This window comes from Nocardia sp. NBC_00511 (assembly GCF_045161165.1).
Classification (GTDB): domain Bacteria; phylum Actinomycetota; class Actinomycetes; order Mycobacteriales; family Mycobacteriaceae; genus Nocardia.
This window is the reverse complement of sequence record NZ_CP107849.1, coordinates 7,134,238-7,151,677: the sequence shown is the minus strand read 5'-3', so window position 1 is coordinate 7,151,677 and position 17,440 is coordinate 7,134,238. Positions and strand designations below refer to the sequence as shown.

General features: G+C 65.6%; 15 protein-coding genes. 6 read left to right on the top strand and 9 right to left on the bottom strand.

Going from position 1 to position 17,440, the window contains the following annotated elements:
• Positions 1-32: 32 nt before the first annotated feature.
• Entirely contained in the window at positions 33-1,469 is a 1,437-nt protein-coding gene (locus tag OG300_RS33215; RefSeq protein ID WP_405487870.1) for a hypothetical protein, read from the bottom strand.
• A 148-nt stretch (positions 1,470-1,617) separates the two neighbouring features.
• Here OG300_RS33215 and OG300_RS33210 point away from each other — a divergent pair, with 148 nt between their 5' ends.
• On the top strand, positions 1,618-3,186 hold the full coding sequence (locus OG300_RS33210) for a cytochrome bc complex cytochrome b subunit (RefSeq protein WP_405487868.1): 1,569 nt from the start codon (positions 1,618-1,620) through the stop codon (positions 3,184-3,186).
• A gap of 87 nt (positions 3,187-3,273) precedes the next feature.
• Here OG300_RS33210 and OG300_RS33205 read toward each other — a convergent pair whose 3' ends face one another.
• A complete protein-coding gene (locus OG300_RS33205; RefSeq protein WP_405487866.1) occupies positions 3,274-3,483 on the bottom strand; it encodes a DUF397 domain-containing protein in 210 nt (69 codons plus the stop codon).
• Between the two features lie 385 nt (positions 3,484-3,868).
• Between OG300_RS33205 and OG300_RS33200 the strand changes: the two genes are divergently transcribed.
• The 3 genes from OG300_RS33200 (at position 3,869) to OG300_RS33190 (ending at position 6,221) form a co-directional block, all read left to right on the top strand.
• Positions 3,869-4,375, top strand: coding sequence for a DUF309 domain-containing protein (locus tag OG300_RS33200; protein WP_405487864.1), 507 nt, complete (start codon positions 3,869-3,871; stop codon positions 4,373-4,375).
• Between the two features lie 99 nt (positions 4,376-4,474).
• Positions 4,475-5,404 carry a tRNA glutamyl-Q(34) synthetase GluQRS gene (gluQRS, locus tag OG300_RS33195; protein ID WP_405487862.1) on the top strand — a complete coding sequence of 310 codons (930 nt, stop codon included), beginning with the start codon at positions 4,475-4,477 and terminating at the stop codon, positions 5,402-5,404.
• Positions 5,405-5,465: 61 nt separating this feature from the next.
• Complete coding sequence (locus OG300_RS33190; RefSeq protein WP_405487860.1) at positions 5,466-6,221, top strand: RDD family protein; 756 nt, start codon at positions 5,466-5,468, stop codon at positions 6,219-6,221.
• A 99-nt stretch (positions 6,222-6,320) separates the two neighbouring features.
• On the opposite strand, the gene OG300_RS33185 is transcribed toward OG300_RS33190, so the two are convergent.
• Positions 6,321-6,911: a DUF4190 domain-containing protein gene (locus OG300_RS33185; RefSeq protein ID WP_405487858.1), complete on the bottom strand. Its 591-nt coding sequence runs from the start codon at positions 6,909-6,911 to the stop codon at positions 6,321-6,323.
• 62 nt (positions 6,912-6,973) lie between these two features.
• Between OG300_RS33185 and OG300_RS33180 the strand changes: the two genes are divergently transcribed.
• Positions 6,974-7,744 (top strand): queuosine precursor transporter, encoded by a 771-nt coding sequence (locus OG300_RS33180; protein ID WP_405487856.1) that lies wholly within the window; start codon positions 6,974-6,976, stop codon positions 7,742-7,744.
• A gap of 27 nt (positions 7,745-7,771) precedes the next feature.
• Here the strand turns inward: OG300_RS33180 and tgt are convergent, their stop codons facing one another.
• From tgt to OG300_RS33155, 5 genes are all read right to left on the bottom strand, one after another.
• A complete protein-coding gene (tgt, locus tag OG300_RS33175) occupies positions 7,772-9,022 on the bottom strand; it encodes a tRNA guanosine(34) transglycosylase Tgt (RefSeq protein ID WP_405487854.1) in 1,251 nt (416 codons plus the stop codon).
• Between the two features lie 166 nt (positions 9,023-9,188).
• The gene (locus OG300_RS33170; protein ID WP_405487852.1) at positions 9,189-11,156 is read right to left on the bottom strand and encodes an ABC transporter ATP-binding protein; all 1,968 of its coding nucleotides are present in this window, start codon (positions 11,154-11,156) and stop codon (positions 9,189-9,191) included.
• A complete protein-coding gene (locus tag OG300_RS33165) occupies positions 11,153-12,886 on the bottom strand; it encodes an ABC transporter ATP-binding protein (RefSeq protein WP_405487850.1) in 1,734 nt (577 codons plus the stop codon). Before OG300_RS33165 ends, OG300_RS33170 begins: the two co-directional genes overlap by 4 nt.
• Before the next feature lie 61 nt (positions 12,887-12,947).
• On the bottom strand, positions 12,948-13,463 hold the full coding sequence (locus tag OG300_RS33160; RefSeq protein ID WP_405487848.1) for an RrF2 family transcriptional regulator: 516 nt from the start codon (positions 13,461-13,463) through the stop codon (positions 12,948-12,950).
• A 41-nt stretch (positions 13,464-13,504) separates the two neighbouring features.
• Positions 13,505-14,089, bottom strand: a complete 585-nt coding sequence (locus OG300_RS33155) for a TetR/AcrR family transcriptional regulator (protein WP_405487846.1) — start codon at positions 14,087-14,089, stop codon at positions 13,505-13,507.
• A gap of 211 nt (positions 14,090-14,300) precedes the next feature.
• Between OG300_RS33155 and OG300_RS33150 the strand changes: the two genes are divergently transcribed.
• Entirely contained in the window at positions 14,301-16,628 is a 2,328-nt protein-coding gene (locus OG300_RS33150; protein ID WP_405487844.1) for an MMPL family transporter, read from the top strand.
• Between the two features lie 84 nt (positions 16,629-16,712).
• Here the strand turns inward: OG300_RS33150 and OG300_RS33145 are convergent, their stop codons facing one another.
• Positions 16,713-17,357: a HEAT repeat domain-containing protein gene (locus OG300_RS33145; RefSeq protein ID WP_405487842.1), complete on the bottom strand. Its 645-nt coding sequence runs from the start codon at positions 17,355-17,357 to the stop codon at positions 16,713-16,715.
• Positions 17,358-17,440 lie beyond the last annotated feature (83 nt).

Sequence of the window (17,440 nt, the reverse complement as noted above, 5' to 3'; positions counted from 1 at the left end):
TCTCATCGCGAGAAGCATTGCGCCTCAAAAGGTCAACGCAGTGCGGCGGCGACCTCGTCTACCGCGGAATCCAGGAGGGCCGCGTAGGCGTCTATGTCCGGGAGGACTTCGGGGTCGGCGTGGATGGAGAGGGTGAGGGTGTCGCCCAGGCCGTGGAGGCCGTGGGTCAGGTGCATGACGGTGCCGAGGGCGGGGAAGCCTGCGGTGAAGTGGACCCGGCCGCCTGCGAAGGTGAAGTCGGCGGGGCCTCGGTTGACGCTGGAGAGGACTGTGTGGCCTGAGATTCGTTCGGGGAGAACGGTTATCGGGAAGGTGGTTACGTCGCGGTGGAGGATGGGGGCGGGGAGGGCGGCGGTGACGGCGGCCTGGGCGTCTTGCAGGGGGTGGTCGGCTCGGGTGCGGCGGGTGGCGAGGTCGGCGGCGATGCGGGTGGCTCGGGTTTGCAGGTTCGGCTCCGAGACGGCGAGGTCTATCGATAGGTCTCGGTAGCTGTTGCGAACATCCGGGGCGGTGGTGATCGCCATGGGGACTTGGGCGCGGAGTTCGGGAATGGGAGTGCCGGATCCGGAGAGGTGGCGTTCGAGTGCCACTGAGACGGCGGTCAGGGCTACCACTGTGACCGTGTGGCCGGGAGTGTGCAGACGAGCCTTGGGGCACAACAATATTCGGGCTACGTGTGCGGTGGGGGCGGAGCCGGTGCCGTTCAAGACAGTTGGGGCGACGTCCGGGGCGGGGGGTGGGAGTTGGCCGGTCGCGGTGAGGTCGGCTAGCTCGCGCTGGGCGCTCGCTGCCGCGAATCCACGGATTGCCGTGCGCGCCAAAGCGATTGGAAAACCCGGCAGGGCGAGAGCGGCGGCTCGGGCAGGTTGCGTCTTCGAGATCCAGGATCGAGCGGCAGTTGCGACGTGGCCACCTGCCGCCTTCGCAGCCTTGGCACCCACCACCGCTGCGACGCGGTCCCACGGTGACAGATCCCTGGCGACCCTCGGAAGTTCGCTGTCGCTGAACAACGTTCGGGCGAGGGTGGCGGCGTGGCGGCCGTCGGCCAGGGCGTGGGATACCTGGAGGACGAGGATCAGGGCGGGTTCGCCGGGAGCGAAGCCGGGGGCGTCTCGAATACCTCGGAATGCGTGCAGGCGCCAGGGGCGGTCGTCGGCTCGGACGGCGGTGGCGAGTAGTTCGCGTACGGCGGCAGTGAGATTCGCCCAGGTCGGGTCGGCGAGGGGGTGGTCGAGGAACTGAGCATCAGTGAATTCGCACGGGGTCCAGAGTGGATACGCAATGTTTGCAGGGGTGTCCAGCACGCGTACCAGCAAATCTGGGATGTTCGCCGCCCTGGCCGCCACGAGGGAGCGCAGGTGGGTGGGGTTCGCGCCGGTGTCGGTGAAGGCGTAGAGCAGGAACAGGTCGGTTCGGGTGCGGGTGGACAGCCAGTACGTGGTGGCGTCACGGGCGGTCAGGGAATTCACTCGATGACCCTAACGAAAGGCTGTACAGGCCAGTGGGTCTGGGTGCTACCGTTTGTAGTAGAAGCCTGATCACTATCCCGGGGGCGGGGTGAACGCAATGGCAACTCAAAAAACTGTCGCCGCTCGAGCAGCGGAACAAGCCGATGCGATGGATGAGCGCTACAAAGGCGGCGCATTCCTGAAAAGGTCGATCAACAAGGTCTTTCCGACCCACTGGTCATTCCTGCTCGGCGAAATCGCGCTCTACAGCTTCATAATTCTGCTGCTGTCCGGCGTGTATTTGACCTTGTACTTCGATCCGTCCATGAGCGACGTCGTCTACACCGGCTCCTACCAGCCGCTACGCGGCGTCACCATGTCCCGCGCTTACGAGACCGCACTGGATATCTCCTTCGACGTGCGCGGCGGATTGTTCGTGCGGCAGGTACACCATTGGGCCGCATTGCTTTTCACCGCGTCCATGATCGTTCACATGTGCCGGGTGTTCTTCACCGGCGCGTTCCGCAAACCCCGCGAAGCCAACTGGGTGATCGGCGCACTGCTGTTCATCCTGGCCATGTTCGAGGGCTTCTTCGGCTACTCACTGCCCGACGACCTGCTCTCGGGTACCGGGCTGCGCGCCGCCTTCGCGGGCATCACGCTGGGCAGTCCGGTCATCGGCACCTGGCTGCACTGGCTCATGTTCGGCGGCGACTTCCCCGGCACCATCATCATTCCGCGGCTCTACATCGCACACGTACTGCTGCTACCCGGAATCATGCTGGGGCTCATCGGCGCTCACATCGCCCTGGTCTGGTACCAGAAACACACCCAGTACCCGGGGCCCGCGCGCACCGAGAAGAACGTGGTCGGCACCCGCATCGTGCCGGTGTTCTCCCTAGACCAGGGCGCGTTCTTCGCGTTCACGCTGGCCGTGGTGGCGCTGATGGGCGGGCTGCTGCAGATCAATCCGATCTGGAACCTGGGTCCCTACAACCCATCACAGGTGTCGGCGGGCACCCAGCCCGACTTCTACATGATGTGGACCGACGGCTTCCTGCGCCTGTTCCCCGCCTGGGAGCTCTACATCTTCGGGCACACGGTGCCCGGCGCGTTCTCGGTGGCGCTGTTCATGCCGATCATCTTCGGACTGCTCATCGGCTATCCGTGGATCGAGAAACGGCTGACCGGCGACCGCGCCCGCCACAACCTGCTGCAACGACCGCGAGATGTGCCGGTGCGCACCGCGATCGGGGCCATGGCTCTGAGCTTCTACCTGATCCTCACGCTGGCCTGCGTCAACGACATCATCGCGCTGCAATTCCACGTCTCGCTCAACGCCACCACCTGGGCGTTCCGCATCGCGCTGCTGACCGTGCCCGCACTGGCATACATGACCGCGTACCGGTTGTGCCTCGGCCTGCAACGCGGCGACCGCTCCGTCCTCGAGCACGGCATCGAAACCGGTGTGGTGCGGCGACTTCCACACGGCGAGTACATCGAGATCCATCAGCCACTCGGCCCCGTCGACGTACACGGGCATCCGATTCCGCTGGAGTATCAGGGCACCAAGGTGCCCCGGAAGTTGAACGAGCTCGGCATCGCGGGACGTCCCGGGACCGGCACGTTCTTCCGCCCGGATCCGCCGGAGGAGCAGCAGGCCAACGTCGTGGCCGAGCGCGACGCCGAACACCAGCAGCTGGCGATACTGCGGCAGGTCCAGGAGAACTCGCACTGACCGGGTGCTACGCGGCAGAGCCCCGAGTCTCCGGGACCCGGGGCTCTTCTTTGTGCTGTTCGTCCCGGTCGAGCTCGCCCGAACCGGTCAGGCTCGCTTGAACTCTCCGTCGGAGACGCCGGCGACGAAGGCGTCCCATTCACCGGGGGTGAAGGCCAGGATCGGCCCGCGGCCGAGTTCCTTGCTGTCGCGGACCGCGACATTGCCGTCGCCGAGGAAGGCGACCTCTACGCAGTTGCCATTGGGGCCACTGTGTTTGCTCTTGCGCCACACGGCGCCGGTGTAGTCCACCTTCACGGTACTAGCTCCTTTTCTGCGTCAGGCTCGAGATCTTGCTGGCATCGATCTTGGTGACTCGAGGATCTCCCGCAAATCGGGAATACCCCGCACACCCGAGGCGGCATGCAAACTCTCCGTACCACCCGTTCTCTGCACTTCGCGATGGGAATGCACCCCCGATGGCCGTTCCCGCGCTAAACCCTAGCAGGGTTCGACATAAGGAGATCGCATTCTTTCGTTTTCAACTAGCAAATTTGTGGCAAGGTTAGCCAGCTAATTATTTGCGCAGAATTTGCTTTAATTTGAGTAGTTAGAATTTCACAAGTCCGAATTCCGTTGTCTCGGGATTCGCGGACCAACCGGCAAACCGGCCACGCACCCGGAGCCCCCAGCGTGAGGAATCATGGAGGACATGGCCGAGGAGACACAGGACGACACCGGACGCGACAGAGACGAGAGCGGCCGCGCCCGGAATGCCCGACCTCGTGACCGATTTGGGCGACCTCTCCCCTTCGGGAGCATCGGCATCCCCCGTATCCCGGATGATCTCGAGCTACCACCCCGCGAGACCCTCGACTACGCCCAGCGCCTCATCGACGACGGCCTGCCTTTCAACGCACACGAGGTACTCGAGGCCGCCTGGAAGACCGGTCCGTTCGCCGAGAAGTCGCTATGGCAGGGCCTCGCGCAGTTTGCCGTTGGCCTGACCCACATTCAGCGCGGGAACGCCAAGGGCGCACGCACACTGCTGGAACGCGCCGCCCAACGCCTCACCGCCTACGGGACCGCCCCCTACGACATCGACACCGCCGGACTGGTCGCCACCACCGGCACCCTGCTCACCGCCATCGAGCAGGGAAAACCCCTCTCCGACAACGACCTTCGCCCACGACTCACAATCGAACACTGAATTCGCAAACTTTCACAGCGGCCACATTCGCCATGCGTACTCGCAAGAATGCGAAGGACGAACAGCCGCTGCGAAGCATGCGAACTAGCATGGACGGACATGCCCGCCGACCCGCTCACAGCAACCACCGGATACGGACGCTTCGCGCCCAGCCCGTCCGGTGACCTGCACCTGGGCAACCTGCGCACGGCCCTGCTGGCCTGGCTGTTCGCGCGCTCGACCGGACGCGGATTCCTGATGCGGGTGGAAGACCTGGACCGGGTGCGCCCCGGCGCCGCGGAACGCCAGCTCGAAGACCTCGCCGCCCTCGGCCTCGACTGGGATCCGCCGGTGGAGTGGCAATCGCGACGCCTGCCGCTCTACCGGCACGCCATCGAAGAGCTCACCGCTGCCGGACTCACCTACGAATGCTTCTGCACGCGTAAGGAAATACAGCAGGCCGTCACCGCGCCGCACGGCCCGCTCGGCTCCTACCCGGGCACCTGCCGCGACCTCACCGAACAGGAACGTGACCAGCGGCGGGCCGCGGGCCGCCCGGCAGCGCTGCGGCTACGCGCCGACCGCGGCGAATTCACCGTCACCGACGTACTACTGGGCGAATATCGCGGTCCGGTGGACGATCTGGTGCTGCGCCGCGGCGACGGCACCCCCGCCTACAACCTCGCAGTCGTCGTCGACGACGCCGAGGCGGGCATCGACCAGGTGGTACGCGGCGACGACCTGCTGCCCTCCACCCCGCGCCAGGCCTACCTGGCCACCCTGCTCCACCTGCCCGTCCCGCAATACGCGCACGTCCCACTGGTTCTCAACAGCACGGGCGCCCGCCTGGCGAAACGCGACGGCGCGGTCACGCTGCGCGATCGGATCGCACTCGGCGAAACACCGCGATCGGTCCTGAAACTCCTGGCGGCGTCGCTGGGTTACGGTGACGCGGACACGCCGGGCGCGTTACTGGAACAATTCCGACCGGAAAACCTGCCACGCGAACCATGGTCACTCGACCCAAACGGGTTGTTGCAACCCAGCTAATGACCGTAACGTACGCACTCGACCAGACCCCGAACCTAATTCGACGAGGACGGCGACACTGATGACAAGCGGTGGGTACGACCCCAACCAGTATCCCCAGGGCGGCCAGCCGTACGGGCAGCAGCCGCAGCAACCGTACGGGCAGCAGCCCTACGGCCAGTCCGATCCCTACGGCCAGCCCCAGCAGCCGCAGCAGCCTTACGGCCAGCAGCCCTACGGGCAGCCCGATCCGTACGCGCAGCAGCAGCCGCCGCAGTACGGGCAGCAGCCGTCGTACGGTCAGTCCGATCAGTTCGGTCAGCAGCAGCCCTACGGCCAGCAGCAGCCCTACCAGCAGTTCCCGGGCGGCCAGCCCGGTTACGGCGCACCGGGATTCGGTGGTGGCGCGGTGCCGGGTGACCTGTGGGTGCGCTTCGGCGCCCGCATCCTCGACTTCCTGATCGCCGGTATTCCCGCGGGCATCGTGGTCGGTGTGCTCGAGGCCGTACTCGGCGGCGGCATCTTCATGTCGATCATCGGCTCGGTGCTGCTGTACGCGGCGATCCTCGCGTACTTCGTGCTGATGGAGACCTCGCAGGGCGCGACCCTCGGCAAGAAGATCCTCGGCCTGCGGGTCGTCGGCCCCGGTGGCGGTCCCATCGATGTCCAGATGTCGCTGAAGCGCAACCTCTTCGTCGCGGCCGACCTCATCTACTGCATCGGCTGGCTGGTCGGTATCGGTCTGATGATCTACATCGCGGTCACCATCGAGCAGGACCCGAACAAGCAGGGCTGGCACGACAAGTTCGCCGGCGGCACCCAGGTGCTGAAGGGCTGATCCCTTCCCGAACAGCAACAGTGGGGCGCATCCGCGAGGATGCGCCCCACTGTCGTATTGGAGCCACTGTCGTATCCGCGCCCGGCGCAACGACTTCCGTCAGTACGAACTGCTCCAGTGACCGAGTGACACCAAGACCACGAGCAACGCGATGCCGATGACGGTCCCGATCGCCCCGACCCACACGCCACCCAGCGCCAGCCCGCGCCCCTGCTGACCCGACGTCTTCAACTGGTTGAGTGAGACGATGCCCAGCACCAGGCCGACGATCGAGATCAGCGGAATGAACACACAGAAGAACAGCGAGGGCAACCCGATGATGGACACGATCAGCGACGCCGTCGCCAAACCGTTGGTGCCCGTGCCCTGCACACCGTATGCCGGATACGGCTGGTACCCGGGATAGCCGCCGTACCCGGGCTGCACCGGCGCGCCCGGATAGCCCTGCGGCTGCCCGTACGGTGCCGGATTCGCTTGCGGCGGTGTGTAATTCGCGGCCTGCGGCGGCGGGTAGTTCGGGTACTGCGGCTGCGGCGGTGGAGTCAGCGGCGACTGCTGGAACTGCGGAGCGGAGGAGTAACCGGCCGGAGGCGGGGTCGGCTGCTGCGGTGCCGGGGGCACGTCCTGTGGTGCCACGCCCTCACCGCCGTACTGCTTCCACCACTCGTCGGAATCGCCAGGATTCGTCATTCGCTCAGCCTAGGTCACCGTGCCGGACCATACCCATCGGTCGAGACGGGGATACTTTTCGGGTGAGCGATACAAAAACGGTCGATTCGGGCCGATCTGGACACCCCACGCCCGAGCACGCGGCATTCGCGGACGCGGCGGGGGGATTCTTTACACCGGTGGCGGTCGCCTTCACCGCCGTGCTGCTGATCTCCAATGTCTGCGTCGCCAAGGGCGTGCAGTTCTTCACCGGACAACATCTGTCCTGGGGACCGCTGACCATCCTGCCCATCACCATGGACGGCGCGTTCTTCCTGTTCCCCCTCGCCTACGTCATCGGCGACATCCTCAGCGAGGTGTACGGCTTCCGCGCCACCCGCCGGATCGTCTACTACGGTTTCGGCGCGCTCGCGCTGATGATCGCCTGCTTCCAGATCGTCATCAAGCTGCCCACCGGCGACCTCGACCAGAACGGATCGTCGTTCGGCGACGTGCTCGGCAATACCCCGCAGCTGGCCCTCGCCGGTGTCGCCGGATACTTCATCGGCCAGTTCCTGAACTCGGTCACCCTGGTGCTGATCAAGGAGCGCACCAAGGAGAAGCATCTGTGGGCCCGGCTGCTGGGCTCCACTGTCGCAGGCGAATTCGGTGACACCCTGGTGTTCTGCTCCATCGCGGCGACCGCGATCGGCATCCACACCTGGGGCGACTACATCAACTACGTGATCGTCGGCTTCATCTGGAAGACCCTGGTGGAGATGTGCGTGCTGCCGATCAGCTACCGCTGCATCGCCTTCCTGAAGAAGCGCGAACCCTCGTACCGGCCGCGTGAGCGCTCCGCGATCTACGAGTGAGCCCGACCGCGGCCGTGTCGAATTCCCTTACAGCCCAGGGGCTTTGATGCGGCCGCGCCAGCGCCCGAGGAAATCGGCCTGGTACTCGTCGAAGTTTCCGGCGTCGATGCTCTCGCGAATGCGATCCACCAGACGCACGGTGAAGCGCTCGTTGTGGATGGTGCACAGGGTCGACGCCAGCATCTCCTTCGCCTTGAAAAGGTGATGGATGTAGGCGCGGGTGTAGTTCGCGCAGGTGTAGCAGTCGCAGGTCTCGTCGATCGGCGTGAAGTCACGCTTGAACCGGGCCGTGTTGATGTTGTACCGGCCCTCGTCGGTGTACATGGCCGCATTGCGCGCCACCCGTGAGGGATTCACGCAGTCGAAGGTGTCCGCGCCGTGCGCCACAGCGGTGAACAGGTCCTCCGGCTCGCTGATGCCGAGCAGGTGCCGCGGCTTGTGCTCGGGCAGTTCCTCGCAGCACCAGCCGACGATGGTGCCCAGATTGTGCTTCTCCAGCGCGCCGCCGATGCCATAACCGTCGAAACCCGTTCCGGCCTCGCCCCGCAACGCCTCCAGGTCGCGACATGCCTTGCGCCGCAGGTCCTCGTACTGCGCGCCCTGGACGACACCGAAGAGCGCCTGATACGGCCGGTGCGAACGCTCGGCGGTGAGCCGCTCGTGCTCGTCGAGGCAGCGCTTGGCCCAGCGGCGGGTGCGCTCGAGCGATTCCTCCTGGTAGCCACGGGTATTCATGAGCGTGGTGAGCTCGTCGAACGCCATCATGACGTCCGCGCCCAGCCGATGCTGGATGCCCATCGACACCTCGGGCGTGAACCGGTGCTTGGAACCGTCGAGGTGCGAGCGGAAGGTGACGCCGTCGTCGTCGACGTGCGCGAGACGCTCCTTGCCCTTGGCGATCACGTCGTCGTTCTGCACGCCGACCGATTCCATCGCCAGCACCTTCTTGAAACCGACGCCCAGCGACATCACCTGGAAGCCGCCGGAGTCGGTGAAGGTCGGGCCGTGCCAGTTCATGAACTTCGCCAGGCCGCCCGCCTCGTCCACGATGTCGGGGCCGGGTTGCAGGTAGAGGTGGTACGCGTTGGCCAGCAGCGCCTGCGAGCCGAGCTCCTTCATGGTCTCGGGCAGTACCGCTTTCACGGTGGCCTTGGTGCCGACCGGCGTGAACGCGGGGGTGGCGATGTCGCCGTGCGGGGTGCTGATCACGCCGGTTCGGCCGTGCCGCCCCTCGAGGCGGGTACCGACCTTGAACGAGAACTCGGAGGCAGCAGACACGGCCCCATCCTCTCAGCAGTCCCGCCTCCCCGGAACTTCAGCGCCCGGTTAGGGAGCCGTGGCCCGTTGAGCACGCGTACCAGCGTTGGGTGCCGAACCGATTTCAGGGGTACCCGGTGAGTTACCCCCGCCTCACGAAATCAGTTGTTCCGTTCCGCAACCGTGCTCAGCTCTTGCCGAGGACCACCGCGTCCTGCTCCGGGTCGTCCACGTTCTCGCCCTCGCCGTCGGTGATGGCGGCCGCGAACTGCGCGCTGTAGAGGCGGAAGTACGCGCCGCGAGCGGCCAGCAGCAGCTCGTGGGTGCCCTGTTCGACGATGCGGCCCTTCTCCATCACCACGATGGTGTCGGCGTCGCGGATCGTCGAAAGCCGGTGCGCGATAACGAAACTGGTGCGGTCTCGGCGCAGCGCCGCCATGGCGTGCTGCACCAGCAGCTCGGTGCGGGTGTCGACCGAACTGGTGGCCTCGTCCAGGATCAGGATCGACGGCTTGGCCAGGAACGCGCGCGCGATGGTGATGAGCTGCTTCTCACCGGCGCTGACGCCGGAGCCCTCCTCGTCGATGATCGAGTCGTAGCCCTGCGGCAGCGCGTGCACGAACCGGTCCACATAGGCGGCGCGGGCGGCCTCGAGGATCTCCTCCTCGGTGGCGTCCGGATTGCCGTACGCGATGTTGTCGCGGATGGTGCCGCCGAACAGCCAGGTGTCCTGCAGCACCATGCCCATGCGCGAACGCAGGTTGTCGCGACTGATGCCGGTGATCGGGACGCCGTCGATGGTGATCGCGCCGGAGTCCACCTCGTAGAAGCGCATCAGCAGGTTGACCAGCGTGGTCTTGCCCGCGCCGGTCGGGCCGACGATCGCCACCACATGCCCGGGTTCGGCCACCAGCGAGAGGTCCTCGATGATCGGCGTCTCCGGCTCGTAGCGGAACGAGACGTCCTCGAAGGCCACCCGGCCGCGGTCGATCGGGCGCGAATCCTCCGGATCGGGATCCGCCGACTGCTCTTCCGCGTCGAGGATCTCGAAGATGCGCTCGGCCGACGCGACACCCGACTGCAGCAGGTTCATCATCGAGCCGATCTGGGTGAGCGGCTGGGTGAAACCTCGCGAGTACTGGATGAACGCCTGCACCTCACCGAGGGACAGATTGCCCGAGGCCACCCGCAGGCCACCGACCACGGCGATCAGCACGTAGTTCAGGTTCCCGAGGAACATGATGGCGGGCATGATCAAGCCGGAGATGAACTGCGACTTGAACGACGCGTCGTAGAGCTTGCCGTTGGTCTTGTCGAACTCCTCGCCGACCTCACGCACCCGGCCGAAGGCGCTGACCACCTCGTGGCCGGTGAAGGCCTCCTCGACCTGAGCGTTGACCTCGCCGGTCAGCTTCCACTGGTCCACGAAGTGCGGCTTGGAACGCTTGGCGATCTGCGCGGTCACCACCACCGCCAGCGGCACGGTGAGCAGCGCGATCAACGCCAGCAGCGGCGAGATCCAGAACATCATGATCAGGATGCCGATCACCGACAGCACATTGATGATCAGCTGAGACATGGTCTGCTGCAACGTCTGTGCCACATTGTCGACGTCGTTGGTGACGCGGGAGAGCACATCGCCGCGCGGCATCGAGTCGAAGTAGCGCAGCGGCAGGCGATGGATCTTGTCCTCGATCTGCCCGCGCATCCGCTTCACGGTGCGGTTGAGGATGACGATCAGCAACTGCGCCTGCAACCAGCCGAACACCGACGAACCGATGTAGAGCGCCAGCACCCACGCCAGCACGTGCCCGACCGCGGTGAAATCGATTCCGGTGCCGGGGATCACGTCCATGCTGGCGAGCATGTCGGCGAAGGTGCCGTTGCCGCTGGCCCGCGCCTGCGCGACCACCTGGTCCTTGTCGACCCCGGCGGGCAACTGCTTGCCGACCACACCGTCGAAGATGAGGTTGGTGGCCTTGCCGAGGATCTGCGGACCCAGCGTGTTCAACACCACCGAGGCCACGGCCAGCACGAAAACGATTCCGAGCAAGGCCTTTTCGGGCCGCAGCAGTCGCAGCAGCCGCTTCAGCGAGGGACCGAAGGATTTCGCCTTGGCATCCGGCGCACCGGGATTGACCGCTCCGGGCCTCATCGCACTTCCTCCGCGCTGAACTGGGATTCCACGATCTCACGGTATTCGCGGCAGTCCCGCAGCAATTCGTCGTGGGTGCCGATGCCGGCCATCTCCCCGTCCTCCAGCACCACGATCCGATCGGCCTCGCGGATGGTCGAAATTCGTTGCGCCACAATGATGACCGCCGCGTCGGAGGTCTCCGGCTTCAAGGCTTCCCGCACCCGCATATCGGTGGCGACGTCCAGGGCGGAGAAGCAGTCGTCGAACAGGTACACGCGCGGGCGGCGGACCAGGGCCCGGGCGATGGCCAAGCGCTGCCGCTGACCACCCGAGACCGTCGTACCACCCTGTGCGACAGGCGTTTCCAGCCCCTGTGGCATCTCCCGCACGAAGTCGGCGGCCTGCGCGATCTCGAGCGCGTGCCACAGTTCTTCCTCGGTGGCGTCCGGCTTGCCGTAGCGCAGGTTGGAGGCGACCGTTCCGGAGAACAGGTACGCCTTCTGCGGGACCAGGCCGATCTGACCGCGCAGCGTCTCCAGGTCCAACTCGCGAACATCGGTGCCGCCCACGAAGACCGCGCCGTCGGTGACGTCGATGAGCCGCGGGATCAGGTTGACCAGCGTGGTCTTGCCCGCACCGGTCGCGCCCACGATGGCGGTGGTGGTGCCGGGATCGGCGCGGAACTGGATGGAGCGCAGCACCGGCTTCTCCGCGCCCGGGAACTTGAACTCCGCGAAGGCCAGCTCGACCGTGCCCGGATCACCCAGGAACGGTTGCGGATTCGCGGGCTCGCCGACCGAGGACTCGGTGTCGAGCACCGCGCTGATGCGCTCGGAGGAGACGGCGGCGCGCGGGGCCATCATGGCCAGGAAGGAGGCCATCATGACCGCCATCAGGATCTGCATGATGTAGGCGAGCATCGCGGTCAGCGAGCCGATCTGCATCTTGCCGTCGTCGATATTGTGGCCGCCGAACCAGATCACGCCGACGGTGGTGACATTGGAGATCAGCATGACGGTCGGGAACATCAGCGCCATGTACTTGCCGACGTAGAGCGACTGCTTCGTCAGGTCGGTGTTGGCCACGTCGAAGCGCGAGGTCTCCTGCCGCTCCCGCACGAACGCGCGCACCACGCGGATGCCCGTGATCTGTTCGCGCAGAACCCGGTTCACGCTGTCGATGCGATCCTGCATGCGCCGGAAGCCGGGCACCATGCGGGTGATGATGAAGCCCATCGACAGCGCCAGCGCGGGCACCGCGATCAGCAGCAGCCACGACAGCTGCATGCTCTCGCGCAGCGCCATCACGATGCCGCCGATGCACATGATCGGGGCCATCACCAGGATGGTGGCGCTCATCAGGATGAGCAGCTGCACCTGGCCGACGTCGTTGGTGTTGCGGGTGATCAGCGAGGGCGCGCCGAACACGCCGACCTCGCGGGCGGAGAAGGTGCCGACCCGGTGCAGCAGCGCGGCGCGCATATCGCGGCCCGCGCCCATGGCCGCCTGCGCGCCCAGATACACCGAGATGCCCTGGGCGACGATCTGAATGGCTGTCACCAGCAGCATCCACAGGCCGGTGGTCCAGATGTAGCCGACGTCGCCCTTGGTGACACCGTTGTCGATGATGTCGGCATTGAGTGTGGGCAGGTAGAGCATGGCGATGACCGAGATCAGCTGGAGCACGACGACCCCCGCCAACTGGGAGCGGTAGGGCGCCAGGGAGGTGCGGAGGAGTCTGATCAACATGATGCTGCGAGGCTACCGCCATCAGCTGACGCGTGCCGCCAGGTTTTTCGGTGTCGTGATCCTAAATGTCCGGCTGATCGAGATCCAGCCATTCATGGGCAACCAATCCGACCGCAGGCCTGGGCCGCCTGGTCCACGCGTTCGGATCATGTACCAGCTCATCCAAGAAGGACGGCAGCAAATCATGAGCTATGTCGGCGACGGTCACCCGCTCCAACACTGAACGGATGTTCACCCGCAGGCCGATCCACACCCGCTGCAACGGCTCGGCGGCGCCCGCGTAACTGACGTCCTCGGGCCGCAGGCCGCGCACCGACGCCAGCGGACCCTCCACCACGCGAATCACATCGGCGATGCTGATTTCGGCGGCGGTCCGGGCCAGCCGATAACCGCCGTCCGGGCCGCGGCGACTGGTCACCAATCCGCCCCTGCGCAGATCCGCCACCACCGATTCCAACACCTTCGGCGGAATGTCCTGGGCGGCGACAATGGCATCGGCTTTCACCGAATCCGGTTGCGCCTTCGCGATTTCGACGAGCGTGCGCACCGCGTAGTCGACCTTCGCGGTGATGTGCACTGGTGACTCCTGATCTGGTTCGGTGGTGAGGATCCACCCTATTACGCCGGATTCAGCACCGTCAGCGCGGTATTCAACAAGATGCGCTCGACATCCTCCACGGCGGCGTCCGGAGTGATCTCCTGCGACATCAGCGCGGTGCTCATCACCTGCATGGTCGCGGCCGCACGCAGCAGCATGCCGTCGTCCGCGCCGGGACCGGCGATCCAGCGGCACATGCGGTGATGCAATTCGATCATGTCGGGATAACGATTCCCGAGTGCGTTGACGATGGCGACGGTGTCCCGCATGCACAACACGCCCACCGACCGATTCTGGATGGTGGAGCGCAATTGCCTGGTGAGGACGTCGCGGACATTGTCCGGAGTGTGGGCGATGTCATCGAGACTTTCCACCTGATCGCGGAGTTCGTCGAACATCGGCTCGATGATGGCTACCAGAAGATCGACCTTCGAGGCATAGTGATAGTAGAGCGATGCTTTTGTGATTCCCACCGCATCGGCTACCTCACGCAGGCTGCTCTGCTCGAATCCTTTGGTTGAAAACAACTGAAGAGCGGCGTCCCGGATCGCATCCTTAGTGCTTCTAGCTGCGACAACGGTTCCGGTAACGGCTTGGCCACGCATGCTCTCATCCTCTCACCATCTCTCGAGATGCGATCAACACCACCTAGAGTCGAGGTTGTTCCTCCGGTTATCCCCTCGGTAGTCTACCTACCGCACGGTAGGCAGAATTCAGTTTTCGTGGAGGCGGGGAGCCGTACGGCTGCCGCGACAGTGCTGTCTACGCGCCAGCTCACCCGTTTGCTCGCCCACACCAGCGCCCAGGAGAACCCCTGTGTCCGTATACCTCTATCGGTGGGGAAAGTTCGCCTTCCGCCGAAAATGGATCGTCATCACGGCGTGGGTCGCCGCGCTGATCGTCATCGGCGGCCTCGGCGGCTCCCTGTCCAAACCGTTCCAGGACAGCTTCGACATGCCCGGCCTGCCTTCGGCGCGGGCCACGGAGATTCTCGACAAGCACTTCCCCGGCGCCTCCGCCGACTTCAGCGCGGACGCCGTGAGCGCCACCTACGTCGTCGCGGCACCGGCGGGCCAGAAGCTCACCGATCCCGCGAACGCGGCTGCGCTGCAAGCCTTCGTGACCAAGCTGGGTGAACTGGACATCGTCAACAAGGCGACGCCGCCGGTGAACCCGATCGACCTCACCAAGAAGGTCGGCGAGCGCTCCGGCATCGATTGCCTCAACGGCAATCGCGCCGACCCGAACTTCGCGGCGACCTGCTCGGCCGCCCCGCTGAACGTGCTCAACAAGACCGAGCCCGACTCGGTGGCCACCATCAAGGCCAAGTTCGACATCGCCAAGTTCTCCGACATCACCAAGGCGGACCGGGACAAGGCCTACGACGTGGGCGCCGACGCGCGCGCGGCCGGGCTGCAGGTCGAGCTGTCGGGTTCGATCGCGCAGGATCCGGGCGGCTCCTCGGGCGCCTCCGAACTGATCGGCATCGCGGTCGCACTCGTGGTCATGGTGGTCGCGTTCGGCGCGATCGTGGCGGCCTTCGTGCCGATCTTCACCGCGCTCGTCGGCGTGGGCACCGCGACCTCGATCATCCTGTTCGGCACCCACTGGCTGACCGTGCCGACCTTCACGCCGATCCTGGCGTCCATGATCGGCCTGGCGTTGAGCATCGACTACGCCATGTTCATCGTCTCGCGCTACAAACATGAACTGGCCGTATCGGGTTCGCCGGAAGAGGCCGCGGGCACCGCGGTCGGCACCGCCGGTTCGGCGGTCATCTTCGCCGGTCTGACGGTCATCATCGCGCTGGCCGGTCTGACCTTCGTCGGCGTCAGCTTCCTCACCTACATGGGCATCTTCGGCGCGGTCTCGGCCGCGATGGCGGTGCTGGTGGCCGTCACCCTGATGCCCGCCCTGATGGGCGCGTTCGGCCGCTTCCTGTTCAAGCCGAAGCTGCCGCTGGTCGCCAAGCACAATCCCGAGGACGACGACTCCGTCACCAACGGCATGCGGGTCGCCCGCTTCATCGGCAAGGCTCCGGCGCTGACGCTGGCCGTGTCGGTGGTGCTGCTGGGCCTGCTGGCCGCGCCCGCCATCAACATGCAGCTCGGTCTGCCCGGCGGCGATTCGATGCCCAAGGACCAGACCATCCGCAAGGCCTACGACCTGCAGACCGCGGGCTTCGGCGAGGGCTCCAACGGCACCCTGATGTTCGCCGTCGACCTGAGCAAGACGCCGGACGCCCAGCGCACCGAGGCCGTCGACGCGCTGCGTTCACGGGTGGCCACCTATCCGGGCATGGACTACCTGACCGCCACGCAGACCAGTCAGGACAAGGAGGCGGCGCTGTTCACGGGCGTCCCCAAGTCCGGGCCGAACAACAAGGTGACCAAGGATCTGGTCGAGAACGCCCGCAAGGCGGAATCGGATTTCCAGAGCAAGTACGGCATGGAGTACGGGATCACCGGCACCACGGCCATCTACACCGACGTCTCCCAGGCACTACTGGACAAGATCATCCCGTACCTGGCGATCGTGGCCGGAGCCGCATTCATCCTGCTGCTCTTGGTATTCCGCTCGATCCTGGTGCCGCTGACCGCCGCGTTGGGCTTTCTGCTGTCCATGGCGGCCACCTTCGGCGCGACGGTGCTGATCTTCCAGCAGGGCCACTTCGGCCTGGTCGAAGCGCATCCGCTGGTCAGCTTCCTGCCAATCATGTTGATCGGCTTGGTATTCGGTCTCGCGATGGACTACCAGGTGTTCCTGGTGACGCGAATGCGTGAGGAATACGTGCACGGCAAGTCCGCAAAGGACGCCATGATCAGCGGCTACCACCACGGCGCCCGCGTCGTGACCTCCGCCGCCATCATCATGATCTCGGTGTTCAGCGCGTTCATGCTGCAGGACAACGTGGTTGCCAAGTCCATGGGCTTCGCCATGGCGGCCGGCGTCTTCTTCGACGCCTTCATCGTCCGCATGATCGTGATCCCGTCCCTGCTGGCCCTGCTCGGCCCGTGGGCCTGGTGGCTGCCCAAGTGGCTGGACCGCGTCCTCCCCGACATCGACGTCGAGGGCAGCAAGCTCACCGCCCTCAAGCAGTCCTCGGCCCCCGCCGACGACAAGGAACCCGCGTCTGTCGGCTGATTCGGCTCGCACGACACTGCCTCCCAACCGAATTCGGTTGGGGGGCAGTTCTTTTCCTACCGTCACTCAAAAACTGGATGCGGGTTAAGAATCCCGCCTGTGCTCGCGCAGGGCCTGAACGCAGATCGATGTCAGTGCGTCGGCGGCGTCCACCCAGACCTCCGGACCCGCATCCGACTGCAGCCCGCTCGGGAATTCAGGACGGTCGCCGGACGGAAATGCCAGGGCGATAAGGGTATTGGCGGCGTGATAGCGGACCAGGTACTCGGGATCCGACATTGCCGCCGCCAATGCGCTGACCACCGCAGTGGTCGGCCGGAAGTGCGCCAGCGCTCGCGCCGCATCCATCCGCGTGCTCCAGAACGGTGCTGCGGCGAGAATCCCGATCGTGGTACCCACCCAGACGTCCTCGCCCGTCGAGGCGTAGAGCGCGTGCGCGACCGCGAGCAGGAACGCCGGGTCGGCGGGTGTCACGACGACGTCGCGCAGCAGCGCTTCCACCTTCGGCAGCGTGATCCCCGAATCATTCAGCGCGCGAATCGAATCCGCCGCGAGCGGATCCTCGACCGTGAGCCCCACCGCCAGCATCTCGGCGACCGCCGTCGAGTCGGCGCGAGCGAGCGTGATCAGCTCGCCGAAGTCGGCCCCCTCGTGCCACACCAGGTAGGGGTCGCCGAACACCTCTTGCCGCCACGCACTCCACCGAGTCGCAGCCACCGGATCCCGCATGCGCAGAGCCTAACCAAGAAAAAAGCCCCTCACCTGCGTTCACAGGTGAGGGGCTTCTCAGCGGTGGCGGAGGGATTTGAACC

What these genes read in the sequence shown, in the direction of transcription:
- OG300_RS33210 (WP_405487868.1), top strand. Translation starts at nt 1,618, where the DNA reads ATGGATGAGCGCTACAAAGGCGGCGCATTCCTGAAAAGGTCGATCAAC.
- OG300_RS33200 (WP_405487864.1), top strand. Translation starts at nt 3,869, where the DNA reads ATGGAGGACATGGCCGAGGAGACACAGGACGACACCGGACGCGACAGA.
- gluQRS (WP_405487862.1), top strand. Translation starts at nt 4,475, where the DNA reads ATGCCCGCCGACCCGCTCACAGCAACCACCGGATACGGACGCTTCGCG.
- OG300_RS33190 (WP_405487860.1), top strand. Translation starts at nt 5,466, where the DNA reads ATGACAAGCGGTGGGTACGACCCCAACCAGTATCCCCAGGGCGGCCAG.
- OG300_RS33185 (WP_405487858.1), bottom strand. Translation starts at nt 6,911, where the DNA reads ATGACGAATCCTGGCGATTCCGACGAGTGGTGGAAGCAGTACGGCGGT.
- OG300_RS33170 (WP_405487852.1), bottom strand. Translation starts at nt 11,156, where the DNA reads ATGAGGCCCGGAGCGGTCAATCCCGGTGCGCCGGATGCCAAGGCGAAA.
- OG300_RS33165 (WP_405487850.1), bottom strand. Translation starts at nt 12,886, where the DNA reads ATGTTGATCAGACTCCTCCGCACCTCCCTGGCGCCCTACCGCTCCCAG.
- OG300_RS33155 (WP_405487846.1), bottom strand. Translation starts at nt 14,089, where the DNA reads ATGCGTGGCCAAGCCGTTACCGGAACCGTTGTCGCAGCTAGAAGCACT.
- OG300_RS33145 (WP_405487842.1), bottom strand. Translation starts at nt 17,357, where the DNA reads ATGCGGGATCCGGTGGCTGCGACTCGGTGGAGTGCGTGGCGGCAAGAG.